Source organism: Rhodanobacter sp. A1T4, from assembly GCF_014207185.1.
Taxonomy (GTDB): domain Bacteria; phylum Pseudomonadota; class Gammaproteobacteria; order Xanthomonadales; family Rhodanobacteraceae; genus Rhodanobacter.
In genome coordinates, this window is record NZ_JACHCP010000006.1 from 1 (window position 1) to 16699 (window position 16699).

Consider the following 16699-nt stretch of genomic DNA (forward strand, 5'->3'; position numbering starts at 1 on the left):
ATGTCGATCAGCTGGTTGAGCGTATCGACCTGATCCAGGGTCATGCCGAAGAGGTAGCGCCCACCCGCATCGCCGGGCATCACCTCCGCGGCTTCAAGCTTCGCGTCGACCGCAGGCTCCGCCTCGCTTTCGGACCGGTAGGCTGGAAACGAGAGGTCGTCCAGCACGAGCCCCATCTGCTCCGCCAGCAATTCCAGGCAGATCGCCACTTCGCCCACGCGAATCTCGGGGATCCATTCCTGCGCCACGTCCGCCGTGCGCGGTTGCGCTATGTGCGAAAGGAACTCGGCGTACTCGCGCAGCTTCGTCAGCCGGAGCTGGCTATCTTCCGGCAGAAAATAACCCATCGTTTCCCGATCATCTGAATCGAACGTTGACATGGTCGCCTCCTGGTTCCGTAGCATCGCCCGTCCACGGCATGACGCCGGACGGGAAGTCGGGAGGTTAGAAACCGCTCATAGCCGGCGGGCGTATTTCCCCGAAGGGTGTTGTATTAGCCGCCCTCCCGACGCAGGCATCGCGTCGGTTGCACCTACAACACACGTAGGCACAAAAAAACCACCGGTTTGTCGGAGGTGGGACCGCTATGAGAGGGAGTTTCTACGCTCCTTGAAATCGAGTCTGCTATCGCAGGTCGGTGGTGTCAACCGCCGCGCGCGATCGACGCAACGGGTACTGACCTACTTACTGCGTAAGCAGCATGCGCGGAAAAGGGGATGGAGGTAGTTAATTGGCGAAGACGGTAACCGCCCAGGCCGCCGTCGCCACGACACTTAATATCCCAGAGTTCCTGGTTCACCTACGACGCAGACAGCCGCGTGCCGGTGAACGATGCGTTGGTCAACGGCCATGTCGCGATCACGGCGACGCGTCCTCGGTCGGCAATCAATACGATGTAGCCGGAACGTGGTGGTACGCACCACGATCAACAGCAGTGCCTATAGCGTCGTCAGCGAGCCAAAAATAAAGACCTATGGCACCGGTGACGTGATGCTCCAGCGGCTGGTGTACGACACGCGCAATGAGCTGGCCGAAACCGACTACGCGATCGATCAGACCCAGAGCGAGGGTAATCCCCCTAACTTTTCACTTCACAATGAGGGTTCTTCAAGCATTGCTTAGCGAATCACACGGCCCTAAGTGCTTTTAAGCCCTTCGACGAGCTCGCCGAAGCGCGCAGTAAAACCAGGGTCAGCATCCAGCGTCTTGGTGATCGCATCCACCATCGGCAAAAACTGCGAGTCAGTGCGGAAGTCGCTACCAAACTCCCATAAAAGTATCTCGCGAACAGCGCTATCGCGCGCTTGTGCTGCCGCTTTTACGTCCGTCTGATCGGTCGTTTTCAAGAGATCACGCAACCTGTGACGCAGCGCTTCGGCAGGTTCTTTTGACTGAACACCGGCCGGGTTTTTGTCTGCGTTCTGCTTGCTCCCCGCTACTCCGCCACGCCCGGTTTCACGAGTTCGTTCGCTGGCCAAGGCCCTCATGCGTTCGACTAACGAAGCGGTCGATGAAATGCGATCGGTTGCCATGAAAACAGATTTCCTGTCGAGAAAAATTTAGAGCGAGACAAACTGAGTCGAGAACAAAAATAATATCCGTTTGTTGCAAGCTACGCGTTGAAAAGAGCCGTGGCGATCAATTCTCCACTGCTGCAGGGCTTGCCTACACCATAACGTACGTGAAAATATGGTTGACACTTCACAATAAGCACTCCTACATTAGAGGGGCGACAGCCAGGTGCTCGTGGTCGATTTTTGACGCACGTCAGTGTATCGAGAGGCTGAGGAGTAGGGGAAACAGGGGCGCTCGTACGTCAGACGTGCAAGCGCAAGGAGCAGTCGTCGTGTTGTCGTGTATTACCTTGCAGAACGGATCTCGGTCCGCTCCGCTCTATAGTCTTATCGTGAGTTCCTGCGAAAAGTTTAGGGGTGCGCTGTGAATCGCGCCACTCAACTATCGCATTTCGCCGATCAGGATCCATCCAATCCAAGTCTGCTGTGCGACTTGCTGGATGAGCTGTTGTCCGCAGATCTCGTCGACGATGCGGTGACGCGGATTCGTCTTGCGCCTCAGGAACTTCGACGGCTACCTGCGGTGAAATTCCGCGAAGCACGTTGCGCGATGTTGCGTGGTGAGAGCGCGGAAGTTGTTGAAATCCTTCAGCCTCTCATCGAAAACATGCCCGACGTACCCGCGGGCGTCACGCATGATGTGGCGTACGCGCAACTGGTATTGGGCCAGCCTGACAAGGCGCTGGCGACGTTGGGGCGTGCAGACTCTGCTGGCGAAGATGGCGTCGCCATCGGGCTGTTGAAGGCGCGCATTCTTCATCGTTTACAACAATTTGATGCTGCGCTCGATGCACTCGCATCGCTTTCGGGCGGTGCACGTCAGGCTGAAATTCATGGCGTGCGCGCACTGGTTCTCCTCGATGCAGGCGACACGACGCGTGCATCGAGCGAGGCTGAGAAGGCGCTTGCACTCGATCCTCAGCAGCATGAAGCCGCGCTTGTACGCGGGACGGTCGCGCTATGGGACCAGCAAACGCAGGTCTCGACCGAAACGTTCGAACATGTCCTCACTGATCACCCGCGCTCAGGGCGCGCGCTATTGGGACTCGGTCAATGTCTGATGTTGCGCGGCGATATTCCTGCGGCGCATGGGTTGCTTGAACGGGCGTCGGTAGAAATACCCGACCACATCGGCACCTGGCATGCGCTGGCGTGGTGTCAGCTGATCCAGGGCGACTTGTCCGGTGCCAAACGCAGCTTCGATCGCGCATTTGCGATTGACCGAACGTTCGGCGAAACACACGGCGGCTTCGCGTTGGTCTTTGCCCTGCGTGGCGAGCGCGCGCAGGCAGAAGAATCGATCAAACGCGCGACCCGGCTCGATCCGAAAGGTCGCTCAGCGTTGTACGCGCGTAGCGTGCTTTTACTGGATGACGGCGATACCGAGGCAGCTGTAGAGGTTGTGCAGAGTGCGTTGCTCACTACGCGCGGTCCGGCGGTAGGCGTATCCATCGACTTCCTCTACCGCCTGCGCGACATCGTGCGCCCGAGGAGCTGAGAGTGGATAGCGATACCGCAATGCATCTGTTGGCCGAGACACTGCTCACAGCAGCGAAGATCTCCGCGCCCATTTTGTTGGCGACGCTGGTGGTCGGTGTGGTGATTTCCATTCTGCAGGTGGTGACGCAGATTCAGGAGATGACGCTGACATTCATCCCCAAACTCATCACGGTCGTGGCGATGTTTCTCATGACCGGGGCCTGGATGATGGCGATCGTTGTTGAATTCTCGAAACGTCTATTTGGGCTCATTGCAGGGATGTGATCTGACGTGGGTACAGTGGACGTACTAATCGGTGCTTTTCTTTTAGCCATGGCGCGTTTTGCACCGCTGCTGATGGTGCCTGCGTTCACGCCCTTCAACTGGGTGCCGGCATCGGTGCGTATGAGTATCCTGATAGCCCTCACGGTCATTGCCGTATCGGTGAACAAATCGCCGATTCAGCGCCTGACTCCCGACATGCCGCTGCCGTTTGTTCTCGCGATGCTGGGCGAGGGTGTGCTTGGCCTGTGCCTCAGCCTGGCCGTCGTTTTGCCGGCCGCCGCACTCAGCTTCTCTTCGCGCGTGCTGGATCTGCAGTCTGGTGTTGCTGCGGCAAACATCTTCAATCCCTCGTCGCATGCAACCGAGTCGTTGGCCGGTACCGTCGTTCAGTGGGCTGGCATGATGGTGTTCTTCAGCCTTGGCCTGCATCTTTTGCTGTTGCGTGGGATGGTCGAATCGATTGACGTCGTGCCTCTCGGCAGCGGCACGCTTCTGATATCGCCAGACACCTTCATGGCGAAGCTGTCTTCGCAGTTCATGCTGGGGTTGATGGTTTCGGCACCGACGATGCTGGGGTTATTCGCGATCGATCTGGCGGTTGCCTACGCGAGTCGCTCGATGCCGCAGGCGAACGTCTACTTTGTTGCTTTGCCGATCAAGGTCACCGCCGGATTCATTCTTTTGGCCGGGTCTTTACGCTTCGCGCCGCCGTTGATCGAGCGTCTGTATCGCGATGCGTTTTCGATGTTCTCACCCTTGGGGGCGCACTGATGTCCGAGAGTGAGCAGACCAAGACCGAACAGCCGACGCCTCACAAGATGCAGGAGGCCCGCGAGCGCGGGCAGGTTCCGCGCAGCGCCGATCTGAGCGGTGTGGTGGTGATCATCGTCTTTAGCATCACCTTTGCCGCGTGCTGCCATGAAGTGGTCGCCGCGCTGGCCCGTTCATTTGGAAAGACCTTGCTGATGGCAGGCAACGCGCCAGCGCCATCGGCGAGCTTGATGCGCTGGCTGCAGCAAACCTTTCAGCCGGTGTGGCAGGCAATGATGCCGCTGATGCTCGCTGTGCTCATCGCTGCCGTGGTCGGCAACCTCATGCAGACCGGGCCAAACTTCAGCACGACGCCACTCAAGCCCGATTTCACACGCCTTAATCCAGTGCAGGGCGCCAAGCGACTCTTTACGTTGCGTCTGATATGGGAGCTCATCAAGTTGTGCGTCAAGCTTGGGTTGCTTGGTGCGCTGGCCTGGGCGGTGGCGTCGAGTATCGAGAACAAAGTGCAGGCCGCGGCGCTCAGCGCACCATCAAGCGTCGGTGAGCTTTTGCGCTCGACTTATGTTCAGGTCACAACGTGGATTTTGGTGCTGTTGGCCTTCGTTGCGTTGTTCGATTTGTGGTTCACGCGACGCGAATACATTCGCAAGTTGCGTATGAGTCGGCGCGACATCAAGGATGAGAGCAAACGTCGCGATGGCGATCCGGATATTCGTCATCGTCGCAAGCGATTGATGGCGGACCTGATGAAGCACTCGCGCTCGGTACGACGCGTACCGGAAGCCGATGTGGTGCTCACCAATCCTACCCATCTGGCGATTGCACTGAAGTACCGACCCAAGACCATGCGTTCGCCGCTGGTGTTGTCCAAGGGTAGCGACGCTGTGGCCGCACGGATTCGATTGATCGCCTCACAGAACGGCGTGCCCTGCCTGCGCTCGCCGGAGCTGGCGCGTGCGCTCTATCGCGAATGCAAGGTGGACCGTGCCGTGCCTCAGCATCTGTACAAGCCGTTGGCGCCTATTTACCGCTGGTTGATGAAGCTTCCCGGCAACAGGATTTTCTCGTGAATACGCTATTTGGCCAGCTATGGAGTGGCAAGCGCGACGTGATTCTCGTGTTGGGGATGATCGCGATCCTGGTCATTCTATTTACGCCGATCCCCGCAGGGCTGCTCGACTTTCTTCTCGTTCTGAACTTCACTAGTGCATTGCTGGTGTTGTTGATTACGTTCTTCACTGACACGCCGCTCAGCTTCTCAACGTTTCCCTCATTGTTGCTTATCACCACGCTGTTTCGTCTTGCGCTGAACATCTCCGCCACGCGTCTGATTCTGGATAACGGCAACGCGGGACGTGTGATCAACGCGATTGGCGCGTACGTCATTGGCGGGAATTATGTCATCGGCTTGGTGGTGTTTCTGATTCTTGTTGTCGTGCAGTACGTGGTGGTGACCAGCGGTGCGCAACGTGTAGCGGAAGTGGCTGCACGCTTCACACTCGATAGCATGCCCGGCAAGCAGATGAGTATCGATGCCGACATGAATATGGGGCTTATCGATGAGCACGAGGCGAAGCGCCGTCGTAGCTATGTCGAAAAGGAAGCCAGCTTTTACGGAGCCATGGACGGAGCCACCAAGTTCGTCAAGGGCGATGCTATCGCCGGCATCATGATCATCATGATCGATATCATCGGTGGCCTCGCCGTCGGCATGGTGCAGCACGGCCTGCCGTGGGCGGATGCTGCACACCGTTATACGCTGCTGACGGTAGGTGACGGAATCGTCACGCAGATTCCCTCGTTGGTCATCGCGGTGGCTACCGGCATCATCATCACTCGCGCTGCGTCGGATGCGCAGTTGGGCACCGAGATTTCGAAACAGGTGCTATCCAATCCACGTACGCTGCTGATCGTTGCGTTGTCGTTATCGGGATTGTTGCTGCTGCCAGGCCTGCCTGTGTGGCCAGTGCTGCTCGTGCTGGCTGGTGTCGGTGGGCTGATTTTCTTTGCGATACGATCCGGCGCGACGTCATCAGCACCAAAAGATGAAACGCCTGAGCCCGTGGTCAAGCGTGACGAAGAAGATCTTTATCGCATGCTCACCATCGAGCCGATCGAGATTCATTTGGGCACCGGCATCGCTGCAACGTATAAGGCGCGCGGCCTTGATCTGGGTGATCGCATTAGTACGTTCCGCAAGCAGTTCGCCATGGACTGCGGCTTCATTCTGCCAAAAGTCAAATTGATCCAGGGTTCGTCGCTTCCCGAAGACGCTTACGAAATCGTCGTGCAAGGTTCACGCGTTGGGCGCGGCGAATTGCGTTTCGATGCACTGCTCGCCATCAACCCCGGTGGCAAGCGACCGAAATTGGAAGGGCGCGACACGCGTGATCCTGCCTACGGTCTACCTGCGCAATGGATCGATCCCGAACAGCGTCAATACGCACGTGGTGCCGGCTATACGTTAGTCGACCCTGAGACTGTGCTGATTACCCATCTGGGTGAAGTGGCGAAACGGCAGGCGCCCGAATTGCTGACGCGTGCTGAGACCGAGCGGCTGGTGGCACGTGTGCGCGAACAACAAGCCTCGCTCGTCGATGAGTTGGTTCCAGGGGTGATGTCGTACTCCGACGTGCAGAAGGTCCTGCAGCAGCTGCTTCGCGAGCAGGTCAGCATCCGCAATGTCGAGACCATTCTCGAAGTGCTGGTCGATGCAGGCAAGACGCTTAAACAGAATGACGATCTCGTCGAGCGTGTGCGCGAACGCCTCGGGCCGGCCATTTGCCAGCGTGTCAGCAACGCGCAAGGTGAGCTGCATGTCTTGACGCTGGCGCCCGAGCTTGAGCGGACGATTGTTTCGGCCGTGCGCCAGCGCGAGGGCGCGGGTGCATTGGTGAGTGACGTAGGTCAGCTCGATGCGCTGCTTGGCGGTCTGGCGAAGCAGTCCGAAGCGATGATGGCGCGCAATCATTTGCCTGTATTGCTATGTCCCAGCGTAGTTCGTCGGCATTTGCGTGCGCTGATCCAGCGCAGCCTTCCGCACGTGACGGTACTGGGTATCAATGAAGTGCCCTCGACCGTGATGGTCAAGGCGTTTGGAACCGTGACCGCCACCGCGGTTGCTGCATAAGGAGCCCGTATGAGCAACATCGTTTCAGGAATTGCGCGTTATCTCAGCAACGATGTCGAGTCGCTGGATGTGCTGAGTCAGAACGTCGCCAACATGCGTACGGCGGGCTATCGCACTGAGCGACTGAAGACCGACTTCAAGACGGGCACGCTCGATTCGCTTCCCAGCCTGAATCTCGCCGACGGTAGCCGCTCGACAACGGGGCATTCCCTCGATGTTGCGATTGAAGGCCCGGGTTTTTTTGTCGTTGATGCCAACGGCAAGGAAATGCTGACGCGCAACGGTCAATTTCATATCGATTCGGATCAGCAGTTGGTTGACGCTGCTGGCCACCCGGTACAGGGGCAGTCCGGGAACATCACGCTCAAGCAGGCCCACGTGCGCATCACCGCGACCGGCGAGATTTTTGACGGCAACGATAGCGTCGATACGCTGCGTGTCGTTGGTGTCGCCGATCCGACTGCGCTGCGTGAAGCAGGCGACAGCCTCTATAGCTACGCAGGCGCCGAAGCGGACTTCAACGGCAGCATTCACCAGGGCGCGCTTGAGCAGTCCAACGTGGACCCCGGCGAAGAAATCGTACGGCTCATGTCGCTCACCCGTCATGCCCAGTCAGTACAGCGCGCCATCCAGGCGTATGACGAAGCCATGCAATCAGGCATCAACCATCTCGGCGAAAACTCCTAAGGACTGAACATGATCGACGCACTCTATATCGCTACATCCGGTCTGCAGAGTCAGCAGACGCAAATCGATACATTGTCCAACAATATTTCCAACATGCAGACGCCGGGCTTCAAGAGCCAGCGCGTTTCGTTTGGTGACATTGCTGTGATCTCGCCGGCGGAAGTACAGGCGGGTCTCAGTCCGCAGCACACCGGTGCGGGTACTGAAATCACGTCGACGAGTTCGGTGTTTTCGCAGGGGCAGATGTCGCAGACCGGTAACACATGGGACATCGGCATTCAGGGCGAGGGATTTCTCGAAGTTGTCGATGGCAATAACAATCACCTCTACACCCGCGACGGCCAGTTGCACGTCGACAGTGGCGGTTATCTGGCGACCACCACCGGCAATCGCCTCGCGCAGGATATTCAAATTCCGCCTGATGCCAGCAATATCCAGATCAACCAGAACGGTCAGATCTATGCGACGGTTGGCAACAGCACGAGCCAGACGCTACTGGGCACGTTCGAGCTAAGCACCTTCCCTTCAGCGGAAGGTTTGCAATCGGTAGGCAGCAATAACTACATGCCGACGCAGGCGTCCGGTGATCCGAGTGTCGGCAAGCCAAATGACAGCGGCGTCGGTTCGATCCTGCAGGGCTCCCTGGAAGGTTCGAATGTCGACATGGTGAGTGAGATGTCCACGTTGGTGATTGCCCAACGCGCCTATCAGCTGAATGCACGCGTGTTGCAGGCCTCCGATCAGATTCTCGACACGATCAACAACTTGCGTCAGTGATCATGCGCATCGTCTTCCTTGCGGTTTTGCTAAGTGCACCGTTGCAGGCGTCGGCTCTGCCGGCGTTGCAGCGTGTCGCATCTGCGCAAATCGTGGAGGCAGCGCGCGCGCAGTTGATGTTACGCCTCGGTGGAGATGCCGCCGCCGCGCAGGTGTCGCTGGTCGGCACACCGGAAGACGCGATGGTTTTGCCGGGCAAACTCGCGCTGACAGTGCGGCCGCCAACGGGGCGTTGGCCGCGGGCGCGAGTCAGCGTGCCGGTCGACGTCAGTGTCGATGGACAAGTAGTTCGGTCGGCGACGGTTTGGTTCGCGCTGAGTCTTCACCATGATGTTTTGAGCTATGTCGCGGACACGCCGCCAGGCACAGCTGCGAGTTCACTCAAGTTTGCGCCGCATGATGAGGACGTCGCAGCGGTTCAGGGCGATCTCGTCACCGATCCCAGTCAATTGAACGGTATGCGCCTGCGTCATTCAGTAGCGGCCGGCAGTGCTGTATCACGCGAAGATTTCGAGCCTATACCGGATGTCGATCGGCGCCAGCGCGTTGAGGTCGACGCAGCATTTGGCTCCATTCACATGCAAACCAAGGGCACGGCGATCGGACGAGGCAACACCGGCGACACCGTGTCGGTGCTGGTCGATGGCGGAGAAGCGCCCGTTGATGCCCGCATCACTAACAAGGGAGTGGTCGAAGTTGTCGAATAAATACCGTCTGTTTGCCTGCTTGATGACCGTGCTTGTTGCTTGGACAGTACACGCGCAGACATCACCAGGCTCGATGATTGACCCTGATACGTATCGGGGTCTGGCCGCAGACCATCGTGCGCACGAGGTTGGCGATACCTTGACCGTGGTCGTCACGGAGACAGCGACGGCAACGGCCAGTGCCAATACCGATGCCGGCGGGAGTGTCAAGTTGGGTGCCAACACGCAGACGCATAACGGCACGCACACTTACGGCCTTGGACTGTCTGGTGACGATGCCGGGCAAGGGAATACGACCCGTGCAGGCAGTCTGCAGGCACAGCTTGCCGTGCGGGTAACCGCTATTGAGGGCGACGGCATGTTGCGTATCCATGGTGCGCAGACCGTGGCCATCAATGGTGAGAAACAACAGTTTGTACTCACCGGCCTGGTGCGCGCAGAGGATATCTCGCCGGATAACACCATTCGCTCCAATCGCATAAGCGAAGCGAATATCCAGTACACCGGCAACGGCGATATTTCCACCGCACAGCGGCATAGCATTCTCTATCGCATCACGCGCTGGTTGGGACTCATATGAAACGTCTCCTTGCCGTTTTTCTGCTCGTCTTTCTCATCGCGCCGACCGTTTGGGCCGATGCAGACAGCGTACGTCTCAAGGAAATTGCGCGTGTCCAGGGTGTGCGCGATAACGCGCTTGCCGGCTACGGTCTGGTCATTGGTCTGGCGGGGACCGGCGACTCTTCGAAGAATCGTTTGACCATTCAGTCGGTGGCAAACACGCTCAGCCACTTTGGCGTCAATATCAATCCGGACGACCTCGACAGCAAGAACGTCGCAGCGGTCATGGTGACCTCGACGCTGCCACCGTTTGCGGAATCCGGTCAGAAGCTGGATGTGTCGGTATCTTCGCTCGGTGATGCGCGCAGCTTGAGTGGCGGCATCTTGCTGCTGACGCCGATGGATGGACCGGACGGTAAACTTTATGCGCTGGCCCAAGGTGCACTGTCGGTCGGTGGTTACGAAGTCAGGGCCTTCGGCAGCTCAGAGCAGAAAAATCATCCCACTGTCGGACGTGTACCGGATGGTGCCACCGTTGAGCGTGAAGCGCCGCTCGGTTTGGCCGAGGATGGCCGCACGCTCGATGTTGTGCTGTACCAGCCCGATTTCACTACCGCCGAACGGATCGCCGAGTCGCTGCGTCGCAACGCTGGGGTGGAGGCTGTCGCTGAGCACGCGGGCAAGGTGCGCGTGACATTCTCTGCGCCGCCGCAGGATTTGGTGCGCGCTATTTCCATGATCGAGAACGTCCAGGTTACGCCAGACCAAATCGCGCGTGTGGTGGTGAACGAGCGCACGGGTACGGTGGTCTCAGGTGGCAACGTCCGCCTGGGTGCGGTAACCATTTCGCAAGGCGATCTTCGCATCCAGGTGCAGACGGACTATCTGGTGTCGCAGCCTGACGGCGTGTTGGTCAACCCGTCGCGCAACATCGGTACTGCGGTCGTACCGCAGGCCAACATCAACGTGCAGGATCCGGAAGCGCGGTCGGTAACGATTCGCGATGGCGCGACCGTTGCCGACCTCATTGGTGCGCTGCGCGCAATCCATCTCACTACCCGTGACGTGATCACGATTTTGCAATCAATCAAGGACGCTGGTGCGCTGCACGGCGAATTGGTAATCCAATGAGGGGACATACATGGATTTGACGACCGAAGTTTTGCGGCTGGGAACCGCGATGGCGCGGGTGCGTGCGGAAGTGGCCAGCACCAATATCGCCAACGCTGATGTTCCCGGTTTTCGCTTGCAGCGCGCCGATTTTGCGCAGGCGACAGGACTACTACGCCAGGCTGCCGAGCAACCCTCGATGGATACGGATCGGTTGGGCGCGATTACGCCCCATTCGCTGGGTGCATCTGTGCATGCGGCAGATCCTGATCCGACGGTTCCCGTGAGCCTGGATCGTGAAGTGGCAGAGCTACAGACCGCCAACGTCGACTTTCAGACGCTGACCACGCTGATGTCACGTCGTTTTGCATTGATGCAACTTGCCATGTCCGGGAGGGACTGATCATGGTTGTCGATTCGATTTTCGCTGCCACGCGCTTCGGTCTCGAGTTCGAGCGCCTGCGTCTGGAAGCTGCCAGTCACAACATCGCCATCGCCAATACCGCCAATGCCCCTGGGCATGCTGCGCGTCTCATGCACGTCACTGCACCCTACGGCGCGGACTTTGACTCGGCCATCGGTGCTACCGGGCACAGCGTGCCGTCGGAACCTGTCATGGTTGCCACGGATGCAATCGAGCGCCAGGAGCACGATCCGGCAGACCCTGCCGCCGACAAGAACGGCATGGTGAGTTTTCCGCGCGTGGACATGGTTGACGAAATGAGCACGCTCATGGAGGCAAGCCGGGCTTACGAGGCCAACGTGCGTGCCTTCAATACGCTCAGCGGAATGGCACTGCATGCCCTTGATATCGGGGGTGGTTCATGAACGTAATGCCGATCCACAGTGTTTCCATCAGTCCGATCGAAATGCCGGAGACGGCGATCACGGTGATGAACCCGTCAGGCCCTGCGTTTATGCAAACGATTGGTGCCGAACTGGATCAGGTGAACGTAAGTCTCAATCAGGCTGATGCCGCCACGCGAGCATTGGCGGCCGGGCAGGATATCCCGGTGCAGGACGTGATGATCGCGATGGAACACGCGCATCTGAAACTTCAATTTGCCGTCGAAGTACGCAATCGAATAATTGATGCCTATCAAAACCTGACCAATATGCAGGTTTGATCAGGGGGATTACGCCTGTCCGGTATTGCGCCACAGAAGCGGCCGGGGAGTGTTGGGGAACGGTGATAAGGGATTTTCGGAGTTTGTATGCAGCAGTTTTTTTCATCCATGTCCACTCGCGCGCGCATTAGCTTCGGCGTCGGTATATTGGTCATTGCCGCGGTGATTGGCCTGACGGTGTGGTGGATCGCACATCCGCCCTATGGCGTGCTTTTTCGCGATCTGCGCGAAGCGGATGCTGCAGAAATCACGACGACCCTGGCGCAGATGCAGGTGCCTTATCGTCTGAGTGATGAGGGCAAATCGATTCTCGTTCCCGAAGAGCAGGTCTACGAGACGCGTATGAAGCTTGTCTCGCAGGGCATTCCAAAGGGTGGCAGCGTCGGCTTCGAATTGTTCAAGGACTCCGATTACGGCGTCACCGAATTTGCCCAGAAAGTGAACTTCCAACGTGCACTGCAGGGTGAACTGGAACGTACCATCGCCTCGCTGGAAGAAGTTGCATCAGCGCGTGTGCATATGACGATTCGGCGAACCGATCTGTTTCAACCGGATCAGGATCCATCCAAGGCATCGGTGACGTTGAGTCTTCGCCCCGACAAACACTTGGACGCACGCGAGGTAGCGGGCATTCAGCGCCTGGTCGCCTCGGCCGTGGATGGACTGACGCCGGAATCGGTTGTAGTCATCGATGACAAGGGGATGGTGTTGTCGGGATATTCCGCCGTTGGCCAGAGCGGGGCTCTCAACAGCGACAGCCTGGACGCACAGACGCAGCTCGAGAACCAGTTGCGTACACGTATTGGCGAGATATTGCACCGTGTCCTGCTTACCGACAACTTTACGGTGTCGGTGGATGTGAGGCTCAATTACGACCACGTCAAACACGTGCGCCAGCAGTTGATCGCCCAGGGTAAGGACGGTAACGGTCTGCTGGTCCACGAGAAGATCGACTCGACGGGGCACACCGCCGACGATGCTGATCCAGACCATACGAAAGCCGGTGGGTCGTCCACGAGCGATCGTGATATCGAATACGCCCACGGTCAGGAGCAGGAAGAGATCGATCAGGCGCCCGGACGCATTGATCGCATTTCCGTTGGCATTGTCATTCCGTCGACGTTGGCGACAGCGCAGATCACCAAGCTGACGGAAGTCGTTTCGGCAGGTCTTGGCTTGGATTCTTCTCGCGGCGATAAGGTTGATGTTGCCGCCATTGCTCCTCCAGAACAGGTAGCAACCGCGGCTACGGCAGCGCATACCAACGTTGCTACCCCCGATGATGCGGCAACGCCATTTGCCAGCGACGTCGACGCAACAGCAGCAACGCTGCAGGCAAGCCAGCACTGGTGGATCTATGCGGTGATTACGGCCTTGGTACTCGCTGTGCTCGCTGCAGTACTGATGGTCGGCCGCACGTCGACGCCGCGCCGCCTGACGTTGTCCGAGCGGGAAGAGGCGTTGCTTCGTTTGCGCCAGTGGATCGAGGCGAGCGAGGTCGAGCGGTGAATACCTCGGGGATGCGAAAGGCTGCATTGGCACTGGCATCCATGCATCCGGCCGATCGGCGCTGGGTGCTTGGGCGCATGCCAGATAGCTGGCGCAGCCTGTTGATGCCTTTGATCAACGAAGCGCAGCGCTATATGACGCTTGATGCGGAATTACTCAAGGCCGTTCTTGCTGACGAACCGACTTATGTTGCCCGGGAGGTTCCACCGCCGGACGTGTTGATTGTTGTGCTCGATCGCCTGTCTCCGGCATGGGCGGCACGTATCTTGGTGGCTGTGGCTCCGGACCACGCGGAGATTTATCTGGCCGCGTGCGTCAAGGCACGTGGAGATTCTGTGCGCCATGAGTTGACGCGTTTGCCATCCACCTTCCCACGTTCATTGGCAGACGAATTGGCACGTTATCTCAGCGACGCTGCGCAAGCATCACGCAGCGGAGGAGTAGTCCGATGATTCGGCGTTTGCCACACGATGCCATTATCGAGACCCGCGTTCGTCGCGGCATCGGGAGCACGCGTGAGCAGAGTGCTATCGAGGTTCCGATTGTGCTCAATACCGACGTTGAGGAAGATGTCGTCGCGTATCGCGATGGCTACCGCGAGGGTTTTGAAGCAGGCGAACGCGACGCCATAGCCGACGCTGACCTTCGTCTGCAGGAACTCGAGCTTCAACTGCGTCAGCGGTTCGATGCAGAAATGGCTGCGCTTGAGGGCGCGAGAGTCGGCCTTGCCGCGCTGACTGACGGACTTGCCGAGGCGATTGAGCGCTATGGCCAATCGATGGAGGGATTGTCATTCGAAATTGCGTTAGCGAGCCTCACTCATGCACTGGGATCGATGCAGGAAGACGACCAATTGATGCGTCGATTGTGCTCGACCATGGCGCAGGAATATCGGGCCAAAGCGACGCGTATATGCGTGGCACCGGCGGATCGCGCCGCGCTTCCGGAGCATCTCGAAAACCTTGAGATATCTGTCGATACCGATCTTTCGCCCGGACACTGCCGCGTGGTTACCGCGCATGGCTTGACCGAAAGTTCGGTGGCACTTCGGTTGACGGCGATATACGGCGCCATGCTGCACACGCTGGGAGTCAGTCGCCCGTGAACAGACTCGGTACGCTCGAACGCTATCGCGCCACGCTGGAGCAGACGCCTCTGGCGCAGGATTTCGGACGTCTGCTTGGTTTTAACGGGCTAGTGATCGAGGCCAGTGGACCGGACGTGAAAATCGGTGAGCTGTGTGAGATCGATGGTCACGATGCAGGTCAGTCGGACTCGAGCAAGAGTATCAGTGCGGAGGTAGTGGGCTTCCGCGACGGTCGCGTGCTGCTCATGCCTTTTGCCAATCTGCGCGGCGTATCGGCGGGTGCGCGTATTCGTGCGCTGAGACGCACGTTGCGCGTACCCGTGTCGCGCAGCATGATTGGCCGCGTTCTGGACGCCTTCGGCGAACCGTTGGACGGCGGCCCGGCAATAACGCCGGAAGGCTATCGCGACATTCAGTCACCACCGATCAATCCCCTGTGTCGTGCGCCGTTGGATCAAGTGCTCGAAACAGGTGTACGCGCCATCGATGGTGTCATGCCCATCGCGAAGGGACAGCGCGTGGGTGTGTTCGCCGGCAGCGGTGTTGGCAAGAGCACGTTGTTGGGCATGATGGCTCGTCACGTCCATGCTGATGTGATTGTCGTCGCCATGATTGGCGAGCGCGGCCGCGAAGTGGGCGATTTTCTCCACGAGTCGTTGGGTGAGGAAGGGCTCAAGCGGTCGGTAATGATGGTCGCGACGTCCGATCAATCGGCGCTCGTCAGGACCCACGCCGTTCACGCCGCACATGCCGTCGCGGAGTTCTTTCGCGATCAGGGCCTCGACGTCTTGCTGATGCTCGACTCCATCACACGCTTCGCGATGGCGCAGCGAGAAGTCGGGTTGGCCGTAGGGGAACCACCGACCTCTCGTGGATATCCGCCATCGGTATTCAATTTGCTGCCGCAGATTCTCGAGCGCGGTGGTCGGCTGCGTGCCGGAGGTTCGATCTCGGCGATCTACAGTGTTCTGGTCGAGGGCGACGACATGAACGAACCCGTCGCTGACCATATGCGTGCGATCCTCGATGGTCACGTGGTGCTTTCGCGCGATCTGGCCAGTCGCGGTCAACTGCCCGCAATCGACCTGTTGTCGAGCGTGAGTCGTCTCACCGGACGGGTCGCCGACGAGCGTCAACAGCTGCTTGTTCAACGCGTAAAGTCAATCATTTCCACCTATGAGACTTCTCGCGATCTGGTTGATATGGGCGCCTACCAGGCTGGTGCGAACCCAGCACTGGACGAAGCGATTGCGGTTTACCCGGCGCTCATTGAGTGTTTGCGGCAGCGCCCGTCACAGTCATCATCGTTGCAAGAAACTATCGCGATGCTCGAGGCCGCTGTAGGCAGTCACATGCAGGTACGTGTATGAATGGCAAGAAGACACACGCTTACGAGGTGTTGCTGCGCATTGCCCATGTGCGTGAAGTGCGAGCCGGTGTTGCGCTTGCCGTTGCGGCCCGGGAGGAAGCGGCGCGACATCAGGATGTTGATGACCTGACTGACGCGCGCAATGCCGCATCTATAGCTACTCGCGCATGCGCCATCGACGACGCGCGTCTGGATGTAGCGCGCTACGCATTGCTGTCGGAGTTGGGCATGGCACTGACAACAAAGTTGACGCACGCTCAGACGCATTTGGATGACGCCCAGTTTGAGCGAGTGGCGCGTGCAAATGAAAACGTTGTCGCTACCCGTCGTGTGGAGAAGGTTGCTGATCGCCTGGATGCCCAACGTGGCGCCGATGCCTATCAACTCGCCGCCAAGCGGCAGGAAGAAGCCGTGGAGCTATGGGTGGAAACCGGCAAGGAGGGCGCATGACCACGATTACGACGATTGATGGTCTCATCCCGGTTTCGCAGCGAGACGGTCAGCGTTCGAACAAGCATGATTT

General features: G+C 58.6%; 20 protein-coding genes and 1 pseudogene. 19 read left to right on the forward strand and 2 right to left on the reverse strand.

Annotated elements, in window-relative coordinates; translation table 11 throughout:
- A pseudogene (locus HDE80_RS12835) lies at positions 1 to 380 on the reverse strand (hypothetical protein); the annotation flags it as partial.
- Between the two features lie 526 nt (positions 381 to 906).
- Between HDE80_RS12835 and HDE80_RS12840 the strand changes: the two are divergent.
- Positions 907 to 1122, forward strand: coding sequence for a hypothetical protein (locus tag HDE80_RS12840; protein WP_184671483.1), 216 nt, complete (start codon positions 907 to 909; stop codon positions 1120 to 1122).
- A gap of 14 nt (positions 1123 to 1136) precedes the next feature.
- Here HDE80_RS12840 and HDE80_RS12845 read toward each other — a convergent pair whose 3' ends face one another.
- Positions 1137 to 1532, reverse strand: coding sequence for a hypothetical protein (locus tag HDE80_RS12845; protein WP_184671485.1), 396 nt, complete (start codon positions 1530 to 1532; stop codon positions 1137 to 1139).
- Positions 1533 to 1938: 406 nt separating this feature from the next.
- On the opposite strand from HDE80_RS12845, the gene HDE80_RS22365 reads away from it, so the two are divergent.
- The 18 genes from HDE80_RS22365 (at position 1939) to HDE80_RS12935 (ending at position 16626) form a co-directional block, all read left to right on the forward strand.
- The gene (locus tag HDE80_RS22365) at positions 1939 to 3072 is read left to right on the forward strand and encodes a tetratricopeptide repeat protein (RefSeq protein ID WP_184671487.1); all 1134 of its coding nucleotides are present in this window, start codon (positions 1939 to 1941) and stop codon (positions 3070 to 3072) included.
- Between the two features lie 2 nt (positions 3073 to 3074).
- Positions 3075 to 3338, forward strand: a complete 264-nt coding sequence (locus HDE80_RS12855; RefSeq protein WP_184671489.1) for a flagellar biosynthetic protein FliQ — start codon at positions 3075 to 3077, stop codon at positions 3336 to 3338.
- 6 nt (positions 3339 to 3344) lie between these two features.
- Positions 3345 to 4109, forward strand: a complete 765-nt coding sequence (locus HDE80_RS12860) for a flagellar biosynthetic protein FliR (protein ID WP_184671490.1) — start codon at positions 3345 to 3347, stop codon at positions 4107 to 4109.
- Positions 4109 to 5182: an EscU/YscU/HrcU family type III secretion system export apparatus switch protein gene (locus tag HDE80_RS12865; RefSeq protein WP_184671492.1), complete on the forward strand. Its 1074-nt coding sequence runs from the start codon at positions 4109 to 4111 to the stop codon at positions 5180 to 5182. Before HDE80_RS12860 ends, HDE80_RS12865 begins: the two co-directional genes overlap by 1 nt.
- Entirely contained in the window at positions 5179 to 7242 is a 2064-nt protein-coding gene (locus HDE80_RS12870) for a flagellar biosynthesis protein FlhA (RefSeq protein WP_345776448.1), read from the forward strand. The genes HDE80_RS12865 and HDE80_RS12870 overlap by 4 nt, the downstream gene beginning before the upstream one ends.
- A gap of 9 nt (positions 7243 to 7251) precedes the next feature.
- Entirely contained in the window at positions 7252 to 7929 is a 678-nt protein-coding gene (locus HDE80_RS12875) for a flagellar hook-basal body complex protein (RefSeq protein ID WP_184671496.1), read from the forward strand.
- A 9-nt stretch (positions 7930 to 7938) separates the two neighbouring features.
- On the forward strand, positions 7939 to 8706 hold the full coding sequence (locus HDE80_RS12880; RefSeq protein WP_184671497.1) for a flagellar hook-basal body complex protein: 768 nt from the start codon (positions 7939 to 7941) through the stop codon (positions 8704 to 8706).
- Positions 8707 to 8708: 2 nt separating this feature from the next.
- On the forward strand, positions 8709 to 9413 hold the full coding sequence (gene flgA / locus HDE80_RS12885; protein ID WP_184671499.1) for a flagellar basal body P-ring formation chaperone FlgA: 705 nt from the start codon (positions 8709 to 8711) through the stop codon (positions 9411 to 9413).
- Positions 9414 to 9486: 73 nt separating this feature from the next.
- Positions 9487 to 9993: a flagellar basal body L-ring protein FlgH gene (locus HDE80_RS12890; RefSeq protein WP_184671501.1), complete on the forward strand. Its 507-nt coding sequence runs from the start codon at positions 9487 to 9489 to the stop codon at positions 9991 to 9993.
- Positions 9990 to 11105: a flagellar basal body P-ring protein FlgI gene (locus HDE80_RS12895; RefSeq protein WP_184671503.1), complete on the forward strand. Its 1116-nt coding sequence runs from the start codon at positions 9990 to 9992 to the stop codon at positions 11103 to 11105. Before HDE80_RS12890 ends, HDE80_RS12895 begins: the two co-directional genes overlap by 4 nt.
- A 10-nt stretch (positions 11106 to 11115) precedes the next feature.
- Positions 11116 to 11487, forward strand: a complete 372-nt coding sequence (locus HDE80_RS12900; RefSeq protein WP_184671505.1) for a flagellar basal body protein — start codon at positions 11116 to 11118, stop codon at positions 11485 to 11487.
- A 2-nt stretch (positions 11488 to 11489) separates the two neighbouring features.
- The gene (locus HDE80_RS12905; protein ID WP_184671507.1) at positions 11490 to 11912 is read left to right on the forward strand and encodes a flagellar basal body rod C-terminal domain-containing protein; all 423 of its coding nucleotides are present in this window, start codon (positions 11490 to 11492) and stop codon (positions 11910 to 11912) included.
- 41 nt (positions 11913 to 11953) lie between these two features.
- Complete coding sequence (gene fliE / locus HDE80_RS12910; RefSeq protein ID WP_184671509.1) at positions 11954 to 12211, forward strand: flagellar hook-basal body complex protein FliE; 258 nt, start codon at positions 11954 to 11956, stop codon at positions 12209 to 12211.
- 87 nt (positions 12212 to 12298) lie between these two features.
- Positions 12299 to 13720, forward strand: coding sequence for a flagellar basal-body MS-ring/collar protein FliF (fliF, locus tag HDE80_RS12915; protein WP_184671511.1), 1422 nt, complete (start codon positions 12299 to 12301; stop codon positions 13718 to 13720).
- Between the two features lie 77 nt (positions 13721 to 13797).
- Entirely contained in the window at positions 13798 to 14172 is a 375-nt protein-coding gene (locus HDE80_RS12920) for a hypothetical protein (RefSeq protein WP_184671513.1), read from the forward strand.
- On the forward strand, positions 14169 to 14825 hold the full coding sequence (locus HDE80_RS12925) for a FliH/SctL family protein (RefSeq protein ID WP_184671515.1): 657 nt from the start codon (positions 14169 to 14171) through the stop codon (positions 14823 to 14825). Before HDE80_RS12920 ends, HDE80_RS12925 begins: the two co-directional genes overlap by 4 nt.
- Positions 14822 to 16177: a FliI/YscN family ATPase gene (locus HDE80_RS12930; protein WP_184671517.1), complete on the forward strand. Its 1356-nt coding sequence runs from the start codon at positions 14822 to 14824 to the stop codon at positions 16175 to 16177. Before HDE80_RS12925 ends, HDE80_RS12930 begins: the two co-directional genes overlap by 4 nt.
- Positions 16174 to 16626: a hypothetical protein gene (locus tag HDE80_RS12935; protein ID WP_184671519.1), complete on the forward strand. Its 453-nt coding sequence runs from the start codon at positions 16174 to 16176 to the stop codon at positions 16624 to 16626. The genes HDE80_RS12930 and HDE80_RS12935 overlap by 4 nt, the downstream gene beginning before the upstream one ends.
- The last annotated feature ends 73 nt before the right edge of the window (positions 16627 to 16699 follow it).